Below are 19,238 nucleotides of genomic sequence, written 5' to 3'. Positions count from 1 at the left end.
ATGGAGAACCAACAAAACGTCAAACCTTCTATTATTATGGAACAGTATAAGAAGAACTTTACAAAATCAGAGCACAAAATTCATAAGTATATTATAGAGAACAGTGAGTCTGTTTTGTATTATTCTTTAACAGAGTTATCAGAATCGAGCGGTGTGGCTGAGGCAACGGTGCTACGTTTTTTTCGAAAGTTAGGCTTTAAAGGGTTTCAAGATTTTAAGTTTTTGTACGCACAGGAGATTTCTTTGAAAAATTCAACGGTCACAGAGTCAGACACTTATGCTGCTAAGATTAAATCAAATATGGTTCAAGCAATTGAGGATTCTTACAATATGGTAGATGAAGATGAGTTAGAAATGGCGATTAAAGAGATTAATAACTCAGATGAAGTGGTACTATACGGGGTTGGGTCTTCTGGTATTGCAGTGTTAGACATGGAAAACCGACTTATGCGTATAGGTAAACATGTTAGCGCCATTACAGACCCCCATTTTCAAGTTATGCGAGCATCATCAATGACTGAGAACACAGTTGTAGTAGCAATTAGCTTAACAGGAAGTACCAAAGATATTATTGATTCTGTTGAAATCGCTAAAAATAGAGGTGCGAAAGTAATAGCCTTAACTAATTATATTAAGTCACCGCTAACTAAGTTTGCAGATATTGTATTATTGTCATCAGCGAAAGAGAGTCCTCTTGATAGTGGCTCGCTCGTCTCAAAAGTTACCCAACTTTATTTAATTGACTTAATTTGTACAGGTATTGCAATTGAGCGTTATGAGAATGCTGAAGAAATAAAAATGGAACTTACTAAAAACATTGCGAGTAAGCTGTACTAGTAGGTGAAGTACATGAATGTAAAATACTTCAATAGTTATGAATCAATGAGCTATTTTGCAGCGAGTAAGCTAATCAGGAGAATTCGAGAAATAAAGCAACCAGTTTTAGGGCTTGCTACAGGGTCTACACCTTTAGGGTTGTATCAAGAATTAGTTTCTCAGCACAACAAGGGTGTAGTTTCTTTTGAAAATGTAATCACATTTAATTTAGATGAGTATGTTGGGCTTGGCGATTCTCACGCTAAAAGCTATAAGACGTATATGAGGCAACACTTAATAGATAAAGTTGATTTTAACCCAAAATCTTTTCATATACCTAATGGACAAGCGATAGATCTAGAAAAGGAATGTAACCGCTATGAAAGTCTGCTTCTAGAAAAAGGTCCAATTGATGTGCAAGTTCTAGGCTTAGGGCATAACGGGCACATAGGTTTTAATGAACCAGGTACACCTTTTAAAACTAAGACACATGTAGTTGAGTTAGATATTACGACAAGGGAAGCGAATTCGCGTTATTTCTCTTCAGTTTCTGAAGTTCCTAAGCGTTCAATCACAATGGGAATTAAATCAATTTTACGAAGTGATGAGATTTTATTGCTAGTGTCAGGTGAAGGTAAGGCTTCTGCTTTAGACAAACTATTGAGTCATGAAATATCTAAGGAATTTCCAGCCTCTGCCTTGCATAGGCATGATGCAGTTACAGTATTGGTAGATCAAAGTAGTTTATAAATATTAAAAGTCGCCGGTTTGCTCTGGCGACTTTTTCATATATCGTGTGAGATGTGAGAGGAGTAGGGATTGAGTGTGTTGTAGTTACCATTATCTGGATTATCAGCGAAACCCTCAATAATCCGGCGAAAATCTCGATATTCCGGCGATTTTCCGAATAATCCGGCGAAAATTAAATTTTTCCGGCGAAAACACCTTGGAATCCGGCGAACGCCTAATTCCGCGTACGAACACCGACCCCCGGCGCACGAACACCTCACCCAGCAGCAACTAAGAGTGCACTCACACCCTCGATTTTGATATACTCTAATTAGAGGTGATAAAATGGCGGATAAAGTAGGTCGAAATGATCCTTGCCCTTGTGGTAGTGGCAAAAAGTATAAGAAATGTTGTGCTCAGTCTAATATTGTTGAGTTTTCTTCACAAGTAGTGGTTCAGGAGATGGATCAGCATTGGAAAAGTTTAATGGAGTATGTTTTTGAGTTTCATCCGGATCTTGTCTTTTATGAAAGTGCTACTGATGAAGTCGAACAGGTGAGACAGGTCATGAAGATGTTGTATTGGGCGTCTGTTATTGAGAAGTCTGGTCAAACGGCGATGGAAGGTTTTGTGGATCACATGTTGCCAAAAGTGAATCGCCCAATGACTAAATCAGCGTTGAAGGACTGGAAACACTCTAAGCCGAGCATTTTCAAAGTGGAACACGTGCAGTCTGAAGAAGTAGTAGAAATGCTAGATCTGTTTACACACGATCGTTTAGAAGTTCGGAGGGGTTGTATCCCGGTAGACAATATAAGTCAGGATCTTTATGTGATCGGCTTTGCCTTAAGTTGGGGGCCTCAGTATCAAATTATGCCAATTGCTTATCCAGCAACGAAGTCTCATTATCATCAAATTTTAAATGAAATAAGTGATCATAACGAATTTGTTGAACGCTTCCTTGATTTAATGGATCTTTGGTTTTCAGAGCTTGAGTTTGACGCATTAGAGCTTTTGCAAAATGATAAAGCTAAACGAGTCGTTGAAATTTTGCGTGGTCATATGAGCGAAAAAGAAAAACAGAAGACTACTTATGATAATTTAGAGGTGGCTTGGGTCGATTTTTATGAAAAAAATCTACCTAGGATCCAAAAGCCTGAAGTGCTAGCTGCAACACTTGAGTACTTGTATTGGACGAGCCCGATGTTCGGTTTGCAAGATGAAAGCGTCACGATGAAAGAGTTGGCTAAAAAGTATGGCGTTAATTCGAACAGTATTTCCAATCGAGTTTATGAAATTGAAGATTATTTATTTGAACGTTTTCATGACATAAATGCTAATGAAGATGTTGCAAGTGGTCCTACATTGAAGCATTTTTCAAAGCCTGGTTGGGATGTAGCTTCTGAACGTATGATGTATGAGATGAATAAAAAAGCGTCGTCTCAAACATTCAATGACGAAAATGAATTGAATGAATTCCTTAATAAAACGAAAGATGCTCCGTACACGCCTAAAAATGACGAAGAGCGTGCGCAGCTATTAGCATTCGAAGCTCATGAGGAAATGGAACCGTCAATAGTTGACCAAGTTCTGCAGTTAGACCCTGAAAATATCGATGGCCTTGTTTTGAAAGCGTTTTTTAGTGATGATTTAGATGAAAGTGAAGAGCTGTTAAAGAAAGGCATTGAAGTTGGAAAAGAGAAGTTGGATTTAGCCGAATTAGCTGAACTCGAACATCCTTGGGCTATGATAGAGGTACGGCCTTGGCTTCGCGCCTATCAAGCATTGGCTGAGCTCTACAATGATACTGACCGCCCTGTAAATGCGATTGAATGTTATGAGGCGATTATGGAGTGGAACTTTAATGACAATCAAGGTATTCGCTACCGATTGTTTCCATTATATATAGCAATGTACGAATTACCAGCTGCTAAAAGTTTGCTTGATATTTATCCGGCAGATGATGCTTTTCATTTCTTTAACGAAGCGCTCTATGAGTTAGTGCAAGAAAACGGAAAGTTAACGCAAACAGTCAAAGAGTTGTTACGAATAGCTGATAACCGCAACCCTTATATAATCCCTATGTTAACTGGTAAACTGCCTATATTGTCTATAATGCCGAAGATGTTCGAACAAGGTTCACCTGATGAAGCGGTTGTTTATTGTCATTTTAATGAAAGCGTTTGGATCGATTATTTGGACGCTTTGGAAGACGTAGAGACGGTATATTCATAGAGTTGAAATCGCCTAATTATTTGAGAATTAGGCGATTTTCTCTATAATTAGGCGAAATTTTTAATAATTGAGCGAAATCCCCGATAATTGGGCGAACTCGGCAATAATTAGGCGAACGCTCAATTAATTAAGCGTTCGCCTAATCCCGCGCACGGCCACGCGGCGGGTCCGTTCCTCCCATTATCTGGATTATCAGCGAAACCCTCAATAATCCGGCGAAAATCTCGATATTCCGGCGATTTTCCAAATAATCCGGCGAAAATTAAGTTTTTCCGGCGAAATCAATATGGAATCCGGCGAACGCCGGATTCCCACAATTTAGTAACCACTAGATTAATAGATCAAATACTCTTCACGCAGTTCTTTAAATTCATCTAAATCATCTTGCCATTGTTCAACAATCGAGTCGACTGATTCACCGTTTTCGATGGCTTCTTGTACCCAGCCGTTTCCGATTAGGTTGCCGAAGAATCCGTCAGTGCGGAATTGGAAGTCTTCTGGGTATAGGTCGTGAATGGCTTTGACGATGTGTAGTCCTGTTTCAATAGATTTGTATGATCTTTGGTTCGTGACGTGAATTTCGATGCCGTGTGATAGGTCACCGGCGTGTTTTGAAAATGTTGGTGTGAATGATGCTGCTCTAAAAGTCACGCCTGGTAAGTCTTGTTCGTTTAAGTGTGTTGCGAGTTCATCTGAGTCGATGAATGGTGCGCCGATTAGTTCGAATGGTTTAGTCGTGCCGCGTCCTTCTGAAACGTTCGTACCTTCGATCAACGCTGCACCTGGGTAAACGACTGCTGTATCAAGTGTCGGCATGTTTGGTGACGGTAAAACGAATTCTAAGTCTGTATCATCGTAATACATATAGCGTTTCCAGCTATCCATTTCAACGACGTTCAAGTCTGCACCAATATCAAATTCTTCATTAAATAAGTAAGCTAGCTCACCAACTGTCATGCCGTGGCGTAGCGGAATTTCATATTCGCCTACAAAAGATGAGTACTCATCTTCTAAAACTGGACCAGCCACGTCTAATCCGTTAATCGGGTTCGGGCGGTCTAATACGACGAACTCAACATCGTTTTCTTCAGCTGCTTCCATCGCGAATGCCATCGTGTAAATGTAAGTGTAGAAGCGTGTCCCAACATCTTGGATATCGAATAATAGAACATCAACATCTTCTAGCATTTCAGGTGTTGGCTTACGCGTTTCACCGTATAAGCTATATACAGGAAGGCCTGTCTTTTCATCGATATAATATTCGACATATTCACCAGCTTGTGCATCACCGCGCACGCCGTGTTCCGGGCCGTAAAGCGCTGTTAAATTAACGTCTGGATCGTTATGCAATGTATCTACTATACTATTTAACTCTGAATCTACGCCTGTCGGATTGGTAATTAAGCCGACATTTTGGCCATCAATTAAATCTTTTTCTTCATCTAAAAGCACATCAACACCAAGTTCAAGCTGTTTGGCATGACCTTTTTTATTACCTTCACCGTTGCCAGGCCCGCCTTGTTGGGCCATCGTTACAGAAAAGGTTGCTAGCACTAATACTAATGTGGCAACGCCAATTAGCCATTTTTTCATAAAAGAAATCCTCCTTGAAAATTTTTATTTAAACAGGAAGCTGAGAGGGAAGGGACTCAGCTTGACCTGTTTTTAATAATTCAAACCGTGACCGAACTCATATAAAACATCATCGTCAATCGTTGGAATCGTCACTGGCAATAATCCAGTTGGTTCGTTATCGCCAAAAATAGTTGCAGCTGTCGCTTCAAAGCTTGCTTCATTAAATCCGTATTGCGCTAAATATGCATCAACTGTCGGGTAAGCCATAATGTCGTACGGGTTACGAATGCCAACACCAACTACTGGAGCATCAGTCAGTTCACCAAGCGAATTAATTAACTCCATATTCGGGTTATCTGGTGCACGGCCAGCAACGTTAAACGTGTAAGAGCCGGCAATGACGACTTCAGCGTTTTCAATCGTTTCAAGCTCAGCTTCTGTTAAGTCACCAGATGATTGAATGACGGTAGTGTCAGCGTGGTGTTGAGACACTGCATCACCTAAGTCGTTTATAAACGTGTTCCCAATAACGACAACTTCACCATCTAAGTCATCTGTTAAAGGTAAAACGTCATCATTTTCCACAAGTGTAATCGAACGTTCAGCTGCTTCTTGTTCGATTTGTTGATGCTCGTCCGATCCAACAACGTCTAAAGCGTTAGACACTTTTTCTTCAATTGGCTCAGGGTTTTCCTCTTTCACAATTCCACGCTCAAGCTTAAGTGTTAAAATACGCTCAACTGAAGCTTCGATGCGCTCTTCAGTAATGTCGCCAGAATCGATTGCGTCAAGTAAGCCTTCAGCGACTTCTTCTAAGCCGACTGGCATTAAGACGATATCACTACCAGCTTCGACAGCACGGACCGCAGCATCAACTGGACCGAAGTGATCGGTGATCGCATTCATGTTCATCGCATCTGTTGTAATGACACCTTCATATCCCATGTCATCACGAATGAGTTCTGTTAAAACTTTATAAGATAACGTTGCCGGCAACATCACTTCTTCGCCAGTTGCCTCAGAAATGACAGTCGTATCATCGATTTGAGGGAACGTAACGTGTGCTGTCATAATCATGTCCATTCCTGATTCCATCGCTCTTTGGAATGGGTAAAGTTCAACTTCTTCAAGGCGCTCGCGATCATGTGGCACTTCTGGTAAACCTAAATGAGAATCCACATCAGTGTCACCATGGCCTGGGAAGTGCTTAGCTGTTGCTGCAACACCAGTTGATTGAAGGCCTTCTGTATAAGCGATTCCTAAGTCAGCAACTAAATCAGGGTCTTCACCGAAAGATCTTACGCCAATAACAGGATTGTCTGGGTTATTGTTCACATCCATTACAGGTGCGAAGTTCGTGTTAATGCCTAAAGAGCTAATTTCATGACCGATTGCTTGTCCAACGTCAAAAGCAATCTCTTCAGAACGTGTTGCACCTAATGCCATGTTTCCAGGAAAATCAGTACCAGACTGAAGGCGTGTTACAATTCCACCTTCTTGATCGATCGTCATCATTAAGCCGAACTTTTCAGCCGCATTTTGATAGTCGCGCACTAAGCGAGCCGTTTGTTCAGTGTCTTGGACGTTTTCAGCGAACAAAATAACTCCACCTAAGTGATACTCTTCAACAAGCTCTTCGATTTCCGGAAGCATTTCCGTTACTTCTTCACCATTCCAATGACGGAAATCCGGCATGAGCATTTGTCCAAGCTTTTCTTCGATTGTAAGCTCGTTTAATGCATGTTGTACTAAGTCATAACGTTCGCCATCTTCTTGAACGATTGTCACTTCAGACTCAGGTTTGCCAGGGCTGTTATCGCTGGAATCCACCTTGTAATCAACTGCAACTCGGTCTTCAAAATCACCATTTGTAACCGTAATAAATGTGCGTCCGTTTTGACCTGACATCGTCACTTGGCCGTCGCCATCAACTTCAGCCACATTTTTATTAGAAGAAGACCATTCAAGACCATTTGATTCCTCAGTAAAATATCCGTCAGCATAAACATTTAACGCTGTTAATTGAAACTCTTCTTGACCGTCAGCGTTCGGTTCAACTTCAGGCACATTTTCTAACAAAATGAGATCCTGATGCGTGTCAACTTCTTCAGCAGACACTTGTCCACTTGGCATCCCAAGCCAAAAGTGAGAAAAGACAAACACCACTGTAATTACTGACATCAACAATTTACGTGAATGTTTCACTAAAGCACCACCTTATATTTTTTAATATGACCTTTGAACCCAATCACTACTAGTCCAATTAAGGTCGATTATCTCACCGTTAAGTGTAGTGAGTTGAGTATTGTCTATATACCAGCCACGCCCATTAACGAGCGCGTCTGTTTCGTAAGTGAAGCGGATTTTTTGAGCAGTTTCAGGTATCTCAATTTCGATTTCATGCCAGTTTTCATCTCCGGTAAGTTCATATGCAGTCATCCAATCATTACTGTCCTCAGAAAACTCAACATAACCAAAGTCATACCCTTCTTCTATACGGTGCCAAGTATCAAAAGTTAGTATGGCATCTTCAGCTAAATTTAAATCAGCTGTTAACTCATACTCAGCTTGGTCACCATAACCAGAAAACCAGGCTTCATCACTTGGCATCGAAACAGGGATCGCATCTGCTACTTGTTCTGCTAGAGCACGTCTAGCTACGTGAGTTGAAGTGGTATCACGTGATGGGTGAACTCTGTTAGTTAATAGAATGGCAATCGTAGCATTATCTTGGTTAACAACTAGTGACGTACCAGTAAAACCAGTATGTCCAAAAGTCGATTCACTTGATAAAGCTCCCATAAAAGAACCCCGGTCAAATTCAAAGCCTAACCCTTGGTCCGCGAGTTCAGGAATTTGGCTTTCAAGCATTAAATCCACCGTTTCTTCTTGTAAAATTCGTTTTCCGCCATATTGACCATCATTTAAAAACATATGAGCGAACTTTCCTAAGTCTTCAGCAGTTGAAAAGACGCCTGCGTGGCCTGAGATACCGTCTAAAGACCATGCATTCTCATCGTGAACTTCTCCCCAAACAAGACCTCGGTTAACTAATGGTTGATATTCAGTTGCAGCGATTCTGTGTTTTAGTTCTTCTGGAGGGTTGTACATCGTGTCACTCATACCTAAAGGTTTTGTTATTGCTTCTTTTACATACTCATCTAGTCGTTGTCCAGATAAGCGTTCTACTAAACTACCAAGTGTAATCATGTTTAGGTCGCTATAAGTATAATCTGTACCAGGTTCAGTGGATAATTCTTGCTCGTAGACGATCTGTAATCGATCTTCTCTCGTGTCACCTTGTGAGTGTAGTGGGATCCATGCTGGAAATCCAGATGTGTGGGTCATTAGTTGGCGAATCGTTATGTCTTCTTTATCATTCGTTGCAAATTCCGGGATATATTTTGCAACTGGGTCATCAAGATCAAAATGACCGTCTTCATACAATGTCATAGCAGCAGTCGTTGTGAACAACTTGCTTAATGAAGCTATGTCAAAAATAGTGTCAGTTTCAGTTTGAATTGGCTGTTCTGTTTCATTAAATTGATCGTCTTCGTACAAATAGCTATGTCCATATGCTTCGTTGTGAACGATGTGTCCTTTTCTTGCTATAAAAGTCACCGCACCAGGCATCACACTTTGTTCAATCATATCTTCCATGAAGTCATTAATATTGTTTAGTGGTTCAGAAACCATACCAGCACCTGTTGAAGACCCTGGATGCAGTACTGGTGACGTTGGTCCTGGATCATCCCAACTGAAATTTTGAGGAATTGGTTCGTTTGAAGCTAAAGTGTTAGCTGGCATCATTAAAGGTACACACATTGCGGCTGCTAATACGATGGATAAAGACTTCTTTTTCCTTCTCTTATCTACCACTTAGTTTTTACCTCCTACAAAGATATAGGTTGTTTTAAGAACAAATCTAGAAGTATTAAAGAAGCTCTAGTTGATGAGGGTTATGAAGCGCTTTCATATATTTGCGTGTGAAATAAAGTTTCACCACCTTTGTTAAATAATGAATTTAAAATTCAGAATAAGGTTAACATTGTGAAAATTTTGTGTCAAAAGAGGTTTTTGATGTTGAAAAGAGGGAGGTAGTAGACGAAAGTTCTACAATAATAAGAGAAATTGACAAAATGTGTGGTAATAAATGGTTATTATTTTACGAGAATACGGACAAAATCGACAAGCCAAGTGTCGATTTTAGATAGAAAGTCTTATTTTTCCAACAAAAAAGCGAACGCCTTAATAGACGTTCGCGGTCATAGACTAAATTATATTCTACCAACCATCACCCACAGGTCAGCTAAGTAGATTCGAAACATGACGTATAGAGTTAAAATAGTAACACCGAAAGCTAAGAAACTTAAATAGAGTGTCGCGCGGTGGTTTTCTGTTTGTAAAATATGAAAGAAAGTCGTGAGCATTGGTACGAATGCCACAAAAAGAAGTAGTCCAATCGCTGCTAGTGATAGGGTGAATGTTACAGATGAACTTAACCCTGTAATCATTGATAACATCGTAAGTAAGGTGAAAGGAACAGCTAGAGTGCCATATTGAGTCATTGCTTCTTTGTAAGTTAAATTAATGCCACCTATTTTGAGACTAATGATTAATCCAACGAAACCAGCTACTAATATTAGTAATGAACCGAGTGTCAATCGACTAATGATCTGAAAAGCATTCGTATCGACTAGCACACCTTGCGCGTTCATTAATAAGTAAATACCTAATGCAAAGGTAATCGATAGAAGAAGTAATGTCGCAATGGCGTTACCGTAATGATGATCTGACTGTTTAAGTGCATGGGTTGGGTTTTTTAGTGTTTTTTTATAAAATTCAGCATAGTTTCTCATCATTGTACTTATGGCAGATGGCTCTGACGTTTGCTGTCTACTGCTTCGAGATAATGGAATTTGTTTTACTTGAATGACTTGTTGACCACCTTGCACTAAAGCATGACCACAGTTTTCGCAAAAATTCCCTCCTGCCTGATGGTTATAGCATTTGCTACATGTCAATGCGCCCACAGAAATCGCCTCCTTATTAATCTGCTAGGCTAATCCATTCTAATATTTTAACGGTTTGTCTTAAGTATTACTTGAGGATAAAAAAAGAACTAAACGGACTAGTCCGCTTAGTTCTTTCGATTTAGTATTGGCTGTGCTACTCTTCCTTCTATTAAAGGTCGCATCCAGCGAACCGTTCTGTTTGACCCGAGTGTTAACGTGATAATCACACCGTAGACGAGGATGAGCGTGTAATCCCAAACGCTTGAAAGTGCCTCGTATAAATAGAGCTCGTACATCGTCTCGACAACCACACCGTGTAAAATATAAATATATGCTGTTCGTTTACCGAGTTCGGTGAAAAATGTCTCGCGCGTAGGCACGAATGCTAAAAAGGCAAAGCCGACGATTAATGATAGCCCATAGATTGCTAGACGGAAGAACCCAGCATACCATTCTTCATAGCCAAGCCCAGCATACGGCGTGTAGCCGAATAGCCAGTTTAACGATTCGTTTAGTGATAACACTTGTTCAAACATAATATAAACGAACACGAAAGCCGCCACGGCAGCCACTTTCATAAAACGCTTTTTCACCCACTTTAAATGCTCTAACTTCATATAATAACCAAGCAAGAAAAACGGAAAAAACACAAACGTACGGTGCATGGACATGTAGTGCCCGATTTCCGAAATATAGCCAACCCCAACACCTAATATAACCGCAATGAGTAATGGATACTTAATTTTAGTAAACACAAACAACATTAAGTTCCAGAAAAATAAACTTAATAGAAACCACAACGTAAACTGCGGTGATAATAGATAAAACTCATACGTCGGGTCATTATATAGAAAATAGTAATACACTCCGAAGATTATTTGGAAAATAAAATACGGAACGAGCAACTTCATCGTAATATTTTTTATAAAACCTGGCTTCATAAACCCTTTACTTAGAAAGCCGGTGAGTAAGATCAGCGCGGGCATTCTAAATAGGCCAAGTAGATTGTTAATTTCGTTGATGACCGGATGATCGCCACGAATCGGCACGAAAAAATGCCCTAACACGACAAGGAAGACGAGTATAAATCGTGCATTGTCGATGAACGGGTCACGCGACTTCTTAACCTCTGCCATACTCTCCCAACTTTCTATTAGAGATTACTATTAATATTGCATTATAAAATAGAGTCTATGGGAAATCTGTATCAATTCTATTAAAAGTTTTTAAGAAATTGTTACAGAGGGGTGGCATTTATCGGCGCTCGAGCGCATTAATTAAGCGAAAATCTTTATAATTAAGCGAAAAACTCAATAATTAAGCGAAACTTTCAATAATTAAGCGAAGTGGCGCAATAATTGGGCGAACGCCGGATTCCATCGTGCTGACGCTTTTAGATCGCGGCACATTCTTCATTCCATTATATGGATTATCAGCGAAAATTTTATTTTTCCGGCGAAAATCATGATATTCCGGCGAAAATCTCATTTTTCCGGCGAAAATATTGATAATCCGGCGAAACGCCACCATAATCCGGCGAACGCCGAAATGTGAGGAATAGGAAGTCGTACTTATTGCTTCTAGTCACGAAATTTTGTAAGGTTGAAGAATCATAGATTAGAAACAGGTGAAAAGTTTGGTTAAGATTTATATTTTGTTATTCCTAGTCATGCTTATGTGGGGCATGAATTTACCGGCGCTTAAAGTGCTGGTCGATACGATTGATCCAGTGTTGCTGACTTCTTTCCGTGTGTTCACAGCAGGAGTTGCGGTGTTGGTCATTTGTTATTTTATGGGGATTTTCCGTCTGCCGCATAAGTCAGAGTGGCTCGTTATGTTATATATAGGAACCTTTAATGTTGTGTTGCACCATTCGTTTATTGCGGTTGGTTTAGAAGGGACAACGGGTGTTAACGGATCGCTTATTCTTGGTTTAATGCCGCTTATGACCGTGTTGATGGCGGTGATTTTCTTAAGGCAAAAAGTGAACCTATTAAGGACGGTTGGTTTTATCTTTGGTTTTGCTGGTGTGGCCACGACGACGCTTACAGGCAGTGGTGGTCTAGGTGCGATGTCGATGGGCGATGTATTTGTGTTCCTTGGTGTTGCGGTGCAAGGGTTTAGTTTTGTGTTAATTAGTAAATTGAGAGCGACGTTTGATCCGCGTTTAATTACAGGGTACATTATGGTGTTTGGTTCGGTTGTTATTTTCGGATTAAGCCAAGCGCTAGGTGCTGATGTGGGTGAGATGGCGCGTGTGTTTGATTGGCATATTGGTGCTGTCTTTTTATTTAGTGCAATTATGGCGACAGCTTTCGGTCATATGACGTACAATTATGTCATTAAAAAAGTTGGCCCGGCTGAATCGGCGATTTTTATTAATTTAAATACGTTGTTTGCGATTATCGGCTCGGCGGTCTTTTTAAATGAAGCGATTATGCTTGAGCATATTGTTGGGTTTGTTCTTATTATAGTAGGGATTTTCTTAGGAACGGGCGCGATTGAGTATTTATTAAAAAGGCGGCGCGGGAAAGTTGTTGAGCATTAGTTGTAAAATATTTTCCTAATAAGTAAAGCTGTGACATATGAATGAAAGTGGGGGAACCTTTGTGAAGCATATTATCATTGGTGCGGGAATTCTAGGAGCTGCAACGGCGTATAGTCTCGTTCAGCAAGGTGAGGATGTTGTGTTAGTTGATGCGGATTTTCGAGGAAAGGCAACAAAAGCTGGTGCTGGCATTGTTTGTCCTTGGGTCGGTGCGAGAAAGGATCCTGATTTGTATGAATTAGCGAAGGTTAGTGCGATTGATTATCCGGCATTAATTGATGATTTGCGTGCGGATGAAGCAGGTGTTACAGGGTATTATAAGTGTGGTGCGCTCGCTTTAGCGAATACGGAATCGGAGCTTGAGGCACTTTATGAAGAAGCGGTGCGAAAGCGTAAAGAGACCGATTTTGTTGGTGATGTGGAAAAGTTGACGAACAGTGAAGCGCGAAAAATGTTTCCGCCGTTACAAAATGATTGTTCGGCTGTTTATGTCTCTGGTGGTGCACGTGTTGATGGGGACTTGCTTACTCAAGCGTTAGTCCGTGCGTTTGTGAACCGTGGTGGACAGTTACTTGAAGAGGAAGTGGAGCTTGAGAGTCGTGGTGATGAAGTTTTCGTACGTACGCGAGATGGTGTGTTAGATGCTGATCAAGTCATTGTTTCAGCAGGTGCGTGGTCGAAAAAGTTGCTTGAGCAAGTCGACGTGTCGATTGTGTTAGAGCCGCAACGTGGTCAAATTGCGCATTTGCGGGCTGAAGGTGAAGATACGAAAGATTGGCCTGTCGTTTTACCGCAGTCGAGTCATTATATGTTAGCGTTTGATGACGGTCGTGTCGTGTTTGGAGCGACGCGTGAGGCGGATAGTGGTTTTGACTATAGGTTAACTGCTGGTGGTGTGCAAGAGGTGCTAGACGAAGGTCTTGCCGTTGCACCTGGGTTAGCGGATGCGACATTGGAAGAGGTACGCATTGGATTTCGACCGATGGGGCCAGATCAAAAGCCGTTACTCGGAAAAATTTCTAGTTACAGTAATTTAATTGTCGCAACAGGTTTAGGTCCGTCTGGATTGACCATTGGACCTTTTGTCGGTAAAATGACGGCTAAACTAGCTATAGACGAAGAAGTGGGGATGGATTTAACGCCGTTTGATCCACTTCGAACATAAGAAGAGGTGAGTGTGATGGAAAAGACACCAGTCATTATTGATTGTGATCCTGGTATTGATGATGTCATGATGCTTTTGTTAGCGCTAAGGCATGAGAAGACAGATGTGAAGTTAATTACGACGAGCGCAGGTAATCAAACGCAAGATAAAGTGATTGATAACGCGCTTCGGTTTGTCAGTTACATAGGAGAAGACGTGGAAATTGCGCGCGGCTCTGAGAAACCATTTTTACGCGACTTAGTCATTGCCGATCATATTCACGGTGAGTCTGGTATTGGTGGTGTCGAGCTACCTGAGCCGATGTTAGAGGAAAGTGATCGTCCAGCGATTGAGGCGATGGTTTCTGTTTTGAAAGAGGCGGATGAGCCGGTGACAATCGTTGCAACAGGCCCGCTTACGAATGTTGGGGCGTTGTTGTTGGCGCACCCGGAAGTGAAACCAAAAATTAAGCAAATCTCGATTATGGGTGGCGCTGTTCGTGGTGGCAACGTGACGCCAAAAGCTGAGTTTAATATTTACGTTGACCCAGAAGCGGCTGAAGTCGTTATGCAAAGTGGAATTCCTATTGTTAAGAGTGGTCTTGATGTGACGCACAAAGCTTACTTAACTCAAAAGGATTTAGATTTGTTAAAAGCAACAGGAAACGAACTGTCGAAAACACTTCATGAAATGTTGCAACATTATATGGATGCACAAGATTCCTCACCATTTTTAGAACCGCATCACGCTGATGTATTGCGTTTACACGATTTGTGCGCCATTGCATATGTGATCGACCCGACGTTGTTTGAAGGAGAAGACTTATACGTCACAGTTGAAACGGCAGGTTATGCAACAGCCGGTGCAACCGTCGTCGATCATTTACGGACGATGAACAAACCTGCGAATGTACACGTGCTGCATGATGTTGATCGAAAGCGGTTTGTTGAATTGTTTTTTAGTGTGTTGTCAAATAAGTGATTGAAGTTGATCGCCGAATAGAGATGTTCGGCGATTTTTTTGGCGTTCGGTCGTGTTAATTTGGCGCTCGCGGTGTTATTCTGGCGTTCGGTCGAGTTAATTTGGCGTTCGTGGAGATATTCTGGCGCTCGAGGTCATGAATTTGGCACTCACAAGAATAATTTGGCGCTCACGATGGTAATTTGGCGCTCAAGAGAATATCAGCGTTCACGAAAATTTATCAGCGCTCGCACCCAGTTTATCAGCGTTCACAAAATTTTATCAGCACTCACCCAATAAATCAGGCCCTCTCAACCTCCCCAAAATTTGTCTATAAAATCGCTTTCATTTTCTGTTGACTTTTTAATAGAATGCTCTTATACTTTGGTTTACGAGCACGAACAGGGTGCTTGAAAAATTTTTTGAAAGTTACTAAAACGTTTTCGTAAATTCTAGCAATCTATATTTTTTCGCTCATTAGGAAAGCGGTTACATGATTTGAAAAGGGAGTTTTATATGATCCGATATGATGTTGGTCAAGGGGAGTTTAAAGATTGGGTTGTAGCTGAAAGTGGCTTTTCGCCGAATCAATTGCGAAAGTTCGAAGCTGTTATGGCGTTAGGAAATGGTTATATGGGGCTTCGTTCGGCGATGGAAGAGTCGTATTTCGGTGAGAAACGAAACTTGTTCGTTAATGGGACGTTTAATCAAGCTGACCCGACTGAAGTAACAGAGCTTCCTAATTTAGCAGATGTTACGCAAATAGATTTTTATATCGATGGTGAGCGTTTCCATTTAGAGATTGGTGAAACGGATGAGTACGTTAGAAAGTTGAATTTGAAAACAGCTGAGCTAACGCGTTCGTTTAAGTGGACGTCGCCAAAAGGTAAAACATTTCAATTCCATTGTCGTCGTTTCGTATCACTTGCTGAGCGTCACTTAATTGGCATGAAAGTCGAAGTGGAAGCACTGAATGAAAGTGCATCCGTTCAATTAGTAAGTGCGATTAATGGTCAAACGACGAACACAGGTGCACAGCACTTTTTAAATGGTGTGCCGAGAATTTACGGAGATGATCTACTCGAATATGTGCAGACGACGCGCCAGTCTAATGTTGATATTGCGTTAGTCAGTCAGCATCGTTTATCGAAAGAAGCAACAGTTGATAAGCTTATGGACAGGCGTAAAGTTGGTGTTGGTTATCAGTTTAATTTGGTGCCAGGTGAGAAGGTGACACTTGAGAAGTTTACGACTGTTTATACGAGTCGTGACCGTGAATTTTTACCGAATGGTGCTGATCAAGAAACGGTTAAGCAACAAGCACATGATACATTAGAAAAAGTTACGCAAAAAAGTTATGACGAGCTAAGAGATGAGCATCGTCAAGCATGGTTCGATCAAATATGGAACCGCTACAATATTGAAATTGATAGTCAAGACAACTTTGACCAGCTAGCTGTTCGATTCTCAATCTATCATATGACGATTATGACACCTGATCATGATTCGCGAATGGGGATCGGTGCAAAAGGGTTATCTGGTGAAGGTTATAAAGGTCATTCGTTCTGGGATACAGAAATTTTCGTTCTACCATTTTTCACTTATTCAAATCCAGAGGTAGCGCGCTCTCTATTAACCTATCGTTATTACGGGTTGGAAAGTGCACGAGCGAAGGCTGAAGAGAATGGTTATGAAGGTGCGATGTATCCGTGGGAGATGGCGTTCCCAGATGATGGGGAAGTGACACCACTTTATGGTGATATTGATATCGTAACTGGTGAAAGAAGTAAAATTTGGACAGGCTTGATCGAGCAGCACATTACGGCTGATATTGCTTTTGCAGTTAATCAGTATTACAACGTGACGAATGATGAAGCATTTCTAAATGATTACGGTTACGAGATGGTGTTTGATAGTGCAAACTTCTGGGCGAGTCGTTATGAGTGGAATGAAGCTGAGGCGAGATATGAAATTCATAATGTGATTGGACCAGATGAATATAAAGAGCATGTGAATAACAATGCTTATACAAACTACATGAGTTATTTTAATTTGAAGCTAGCCATTAAGTATTATGAGTTTTTAAGTGCACAAAACGAAAACGTTTTCGCGACACTTAATGAAAAGCTAGACTTACAACAAAACTATGAAAACTGGAAAGAAAAAGCTGAGAAAGTTTTCTTACCAGCACCACGGGAAGAGGATCAAGTCATTCCGCAAGATGATACGTATTTATCGCTTCCTGAAATTGATTTGGATAAGTATAAAAAGCAAGAGCAGCCTAGAACGATTTATAAAGATTACAATCAGCCACAAATTAATGGACTTCAAGTGACGAAGCAAGCGGATGTGCTCGTATTACTCTATTTACTTGAGCAAACGTTCTTGAAAGATGAAGTAGAATTCGATGCGGCGTTAAAGCGTGCAAATTTTGATTATTATGAACCGCGCACGTTACACGATTCGTCTTTAAGTCTTTCAACGCATGCGATTGTGGCGAGTGATTTTGAAAAGATGGACATGGCTTATCGCATGTTCCGCCGTGCAGCAGAGATTGACCTCGGTCAAAATATGAAGTCATCTCAAGAAGGTATTCATGCGGCATCGATTGCAGGTATTTGGAGCATTTCGGTATTTGGTTTTGCGGGTGTAAGGTTGACGCCTGATGGTTTATCAGTTAATCCGACTCTACCAAATGAGTGGAATTCAATAACGTTTAATGTCGATTGGCGAGGTGAACAATTGCGCTTTGAGATTACTAGAGAGCAATGTACGATCTCGAAAGATTCACAAACGGAGTTACCAATCGTGATCCAAAATGAGGTTAGGAAGCTAAAAGACACTCTCACTGTTCCTTTAGCTTTGCAATATAATTAATAAGTTATTATAGGGGAGGAAAATTCTATGAAATTGAACAAGCTATTTTTTACGCTTTTTGTTGCAGCAATGCTAGTGTTAGCAGCATGTGGTGGTGACAATGGTGACGATGCTGAAAGTGGTGTAAATGAAGATGGTGAGGTTGAACAAATCTCTGTTTTCCAAAGTAAAGTAGAAATCTCTGAGCCATTAGAAGAGTTAGCAGAAATGTATGAAGAAGAAACAGGTATTGAGGTTGATGTTTGGGGAACAACGGGTGATGACTATTTATCACAATTACAAGTTCGTCTAAACAGTAACCAAGGTCCTTCTATTTTGACAGTACAAAACGTTCAAGTAGCAGATCAGCTAGATTCATATTTATATGATTTAAGCGACATGTCATTAGCTGATGACATCGCACCTGAAATGGGATTAGAATACGAAGACCGTTTAGTTGGTTTACCATATGGTATTGAAGGTTTCGGATTAGTGTACAACAAAGACTTAGTTGATCCTGAAGACATTACAGATTACGAGTCTTTCGTTCAAGCGTTACAAGACTTTGAAGATGAAGGTATTAACGGTTTAACACTTTCTCAAGAAGCTTACTTCTTAATTGGTCACATTAGTAACTATCCGTTCTCGTTACAAGACGATTACATGGGCTTCATTGATCAGTTAAATGACGGTGAAGTAGCAATGTCAGAAACAGAAGAATTCCAAGAGTTCGGTCAGTTTATGGAAGCTATTCGTGAGCATACGGTTAATCCACTTGATGTGAACTATGACCGTCAAGTTGGTGACTTCGTAAATGGTGAGACGGCAATGATTCACCAAGGTAACTGGGTTGTTTCAATGTTAAATGATTATGACTTAGATTTCGAAGTTGGTTTAATGCCATTCCCGTTAGACGGCAATGACAGACAAATCGTTGGCGTTGGTGGTAACTGGGGCGTTAACGGAAATAAGGATCAAGCTGAAATTGATGCCGCAATTGATTTCTTAGAGTGGTTACACAATAGTGATGTTGGACAAGAGTACATGGTTGATGAGTTCAATCACGTACCAGGGTTCACACACATTGATGCAGACGGTTTAGACCCACTAGCACAAGAAGTATTAGACGCTTCTAACAGTGGTGACACAATTCCTTGGGCGCACAACTACTACCCAGCTGATATCGTGCCAAACGATTTAGCACCAGCTACAGAAGAGTTTTTCTTAGATGATAGTATGTCTGGCGAAGAATTTATCGAGCGTTTAGATGAAGTTTGGGAAGGTGCAACTAGGTAATAAGATCTTTTGACAAAAAAATAACAGGGTCACCATTTGCGGTGTTCCCTGTTATTTTTTCCTT

The 19,238-nt window shown here is 40.8% G+C and carries 13 protein-coding genes; 8 read left to right on the top strand and 5 right to left on the bottom strand.

Going from position 1 to position 19,238, the window contains the following annotated elements:
* The 3 genes from AHA02nite_RS11970 to AHA02nite_RS11960 all read left to right on the top strand — a co-directional run bounded on the left by AHA02nite_RS11970 (position 1) and on the right by AHA02nite_RS11960 (position 3,780).
* Positions 1-837: a MurR/RpiR family transcriptional regulator gene (locus tag AHA02nite_RS11970; protein ID WP_146817604.1), complete on the top strand. Its 837-nt coding sequence runs from the start codon at positions 1-3 to the stop codon at positions 835-837.
* 12 nt (positions 838-849) lie between these two features.
* Complete coding sequence (gene nagB / locus AHA02nite_RS11965) at positions 850-1,566, top strand: glucosamine-6-phosphate deaminase (RefSeq protein ID WP_146817602.1); 717 nt, start codon at positions 850-852, stop codon at positions 1,564-1,566.
* A gap of 324 nt (positions 1,567-1,890) precedes the next feature.
* A complete protein-coding gene (locus tag AHA02nite_RS11960) occupies positions 1,891-3,780 on the top strand; it encodes an SEC-C metal-binding domain-containing protein (RefSeq protein WP_146817600.1) in 1,890 nt (629 codons plus the stop codon).
* Positions 3,781-4,113: 333 nt separating this feature from the next.
* Here the strand turns inward: AHA02nite_RS11960 and AHA02nite_RS11955 are convergent, their stop codons facing one another.
* From AHA02nite_RS11955 to AHA02nite_RS11935, 5 genes are all read right to left on the bottom strand, one after another.
* Complete coding sequence (locus tag AHA02nite_RS11955; RefSeq protein ID WP_146817598.1) at positions 4,114-5,373, bottom strand: exo-beta-N-acetylmuramidase NamZ family protein; 1,260 nt, start codon at positions 5,371-5,373, stop codon at positions 4,114-4,116.
* Between the two features lie 72 nt (positions 5,374-5,445).
* Positions 5,446-7,536: a glycoside hydrolase family 3 N-terminal domain-containing protein gene (locus AHA02nite_RS11950; protein ID WP_146817694.1), complete on the bottom strand. Its 2,091-nt coding sequence runs from the start codon at positions 7,534-7,536 to the stop codon at positions 5,446-5,448.
* Between the two features lie 45 nt (positions 7,537-7,581).
* The gene (locus tag AHA02nite_RS11945; RefSeq protein WP_246118860.1) at positions 7,582-9,165 is read right to left on the bottom strand and encodes a serine hydrolase domain-containing protein; all 1,584 of its coding nucleotides are present in this window, start codon (positions 9,163-9,165) and stop codon (positions 7,582-7,584) included.
* A gap of 467 nt (positions 9,166-9,632) precedes the next feature.
* Entirely contained in the window at positions 9,633-10,388 is a 756-nt protein-coding gene (locus AHA02nite_RS11940; protein ID WP_146817596.1) for a hypothetical protein, read from the bottom strand.
* Positions 10,389-10,495: 107 nt separating this feature from the next.
* Positions 10,496-11,506, bottom strand: a complete 1,011-nt coding sequence (locus AHA02nite_RS11935; protein WP_146817594.1) for an acyltransferase family protein — start codon at positions 11,504-11,506, stop codon at positions 10,496-10,498.
* Positions 11,507-12,006: 500 nt separating this feature from the next.
* Here AHA02nite_RS11935 and AHA02nite_RS11930 point away from each other — a divergent pair, with 500 nt between their 5' ends.
* The 5 genes from AHA02nite_RS11930 to AHA02nite_RS11910 all read left to right on the top strand — a co-directional run bounded on the left by AHA02nite_RS11930 (position 12,007) and on the right by AHA02nite_RS11910 (position 19,174).
* Positions 12,007-12,918: a DMT family transporter gene (locus tag AHA02nite_RS11930; RefSeq protein WP_146817592.1), complete on the top strand. Its 912-nt coding sequence runs from the start codon at positions 12,007-12,009 to the stop codon at positions 12,916-12,918.
* Positions 12,919-12,979: 61 nt separating this feature from the next.
* On the top strand, positions 12,980-14,083 hold the full coding sequence (locus tag AHA02nite_RS11925) for an NAD(P)/FAD-dependent oxidoreductase (protein ID WP_146817590.1): 1,104 nt from the start codon (positions 12,980-12,982) through the stop codon (positions 14,081-14,083).
* A 15-nt stretch (positions 14,084-14,098) separates the two neighbouring features.
* Complete coding sequence (locus tag AHA02nite_RS11920; protein ID WP_146817588.1) at positions 14,099-15,043, top strand: nucleoside hydrolase; 945 nt, start codon at positions 14,099-14,101, stop codon at positions 15,041-15,043.
* Between the two features lie 495 nt (positions 15,044-15,538).
* Positions 15,539-17,899: a glycoside hydrolase family 65 protein gene (locus AHA02nite_RS11915; RefSeq protein WP_146817586.1), complete on the top strand. Its 2,361-nt coding sequence runs from the start codon at positions 15,539-15,541 to the stop codon at positions 17,897-17,899.
* 27 nt (positions 17,900-17,926) lie between these two features.
* Complete coding sequence (locus tag AHA02nite_RS11910; RefSeq protein WP_146817584.1) at positions 17,927-19,174, top strand: ABC transporter substrate-binding protein; 1,248 nt, start codon at positions 17,927-17,929, stop codon at positions 19,172-19,174.
* Positions 19,175-19,238 lie beyond the last annotated feature (64 nt).

This window comes from Alkalibacillus haloalkaliphilus (assembly GCF_007991275.1).
GTDB lineage: Bacteria > Bacillota > Bacilli > Bacillales > Alkalibacillaceae > Alkalibacillus > Alkalibacillus haloalkaliphilus.
Note: the sequence above shows the minus strand (reverse complement) of the source record. Positions and strands in the feature narration are given on the sequence as shown.

Coding starts and splice junctions, on each gene's coding strand:
- AHA02nite_RS11970 (WP_146817604.1), top strand. CDS start 1: ATGGAGAACCAACAAAACGTCAAACCTTCTATTATTATGGAACAGTAT.
- nagB (WP_146817602.1), top strand. CDS start 850: ATGAATGTAAAATACTTCAATAGTTATGAATCAATGAGCTATTTTGCA.
- AHA02nite_RS11960 (WP_146817600.1), top strand. CDS start 1,891: ATGGCGGATAAAGTAGGTCGAAATGATCCTTGCCCTTGTGGTAGTGGC.
- AHA02nite_RS11955 (WP_146817598.1), bottom strand. CDS start 5,373: ATGAAAAAATGGCTAATTGGCGTTGCCACATTAGTATTAGTGCTAGCA.
- AHA02nite_RS11950 (WP_146817694.1), bottom strand. CDS start 7,536: ATGTCAGTAATTACAGTGGTGTTTGTCTTTTCTCACTTTTGGCTTGGG.
- AHA02nite_RS11945 (WP_246118860.1), bottom strand. CDS start 9,165: ATGATGCCAGCTAACACTTTAGCTTCAAACGAACCAATTCCTCAAAAT.
- AHA02nite_RS11935 (WP_146817594.1), bottom strand. CDS start 11,506: ATGGCAGAGGTTAAGAAGTCGCGTGACCCGTTCATCGACAATGCACGA.
- AHA02nite_RS11920 (WP_146817588.1), top strand. CDS start 14,099: ATGGAAAAGACACCAGTCATTATTGATTGTGATCCTGGTATTGATGAT.
- AHA02nite_RS11915 (WP_146817586.1), top strand. CDS start 15,539: ATGATCCGATATGATGTTGGTCAAGGGGAGTTTAAAGATTGGGTTGTA.
- AHA02nite_RS11910 (WP_146817584.1), top strand. CDS start 17,927: ATGAAATTGAACAAGCTATTTTTTACGCTTTTTGTTGCAGCAATGCTA.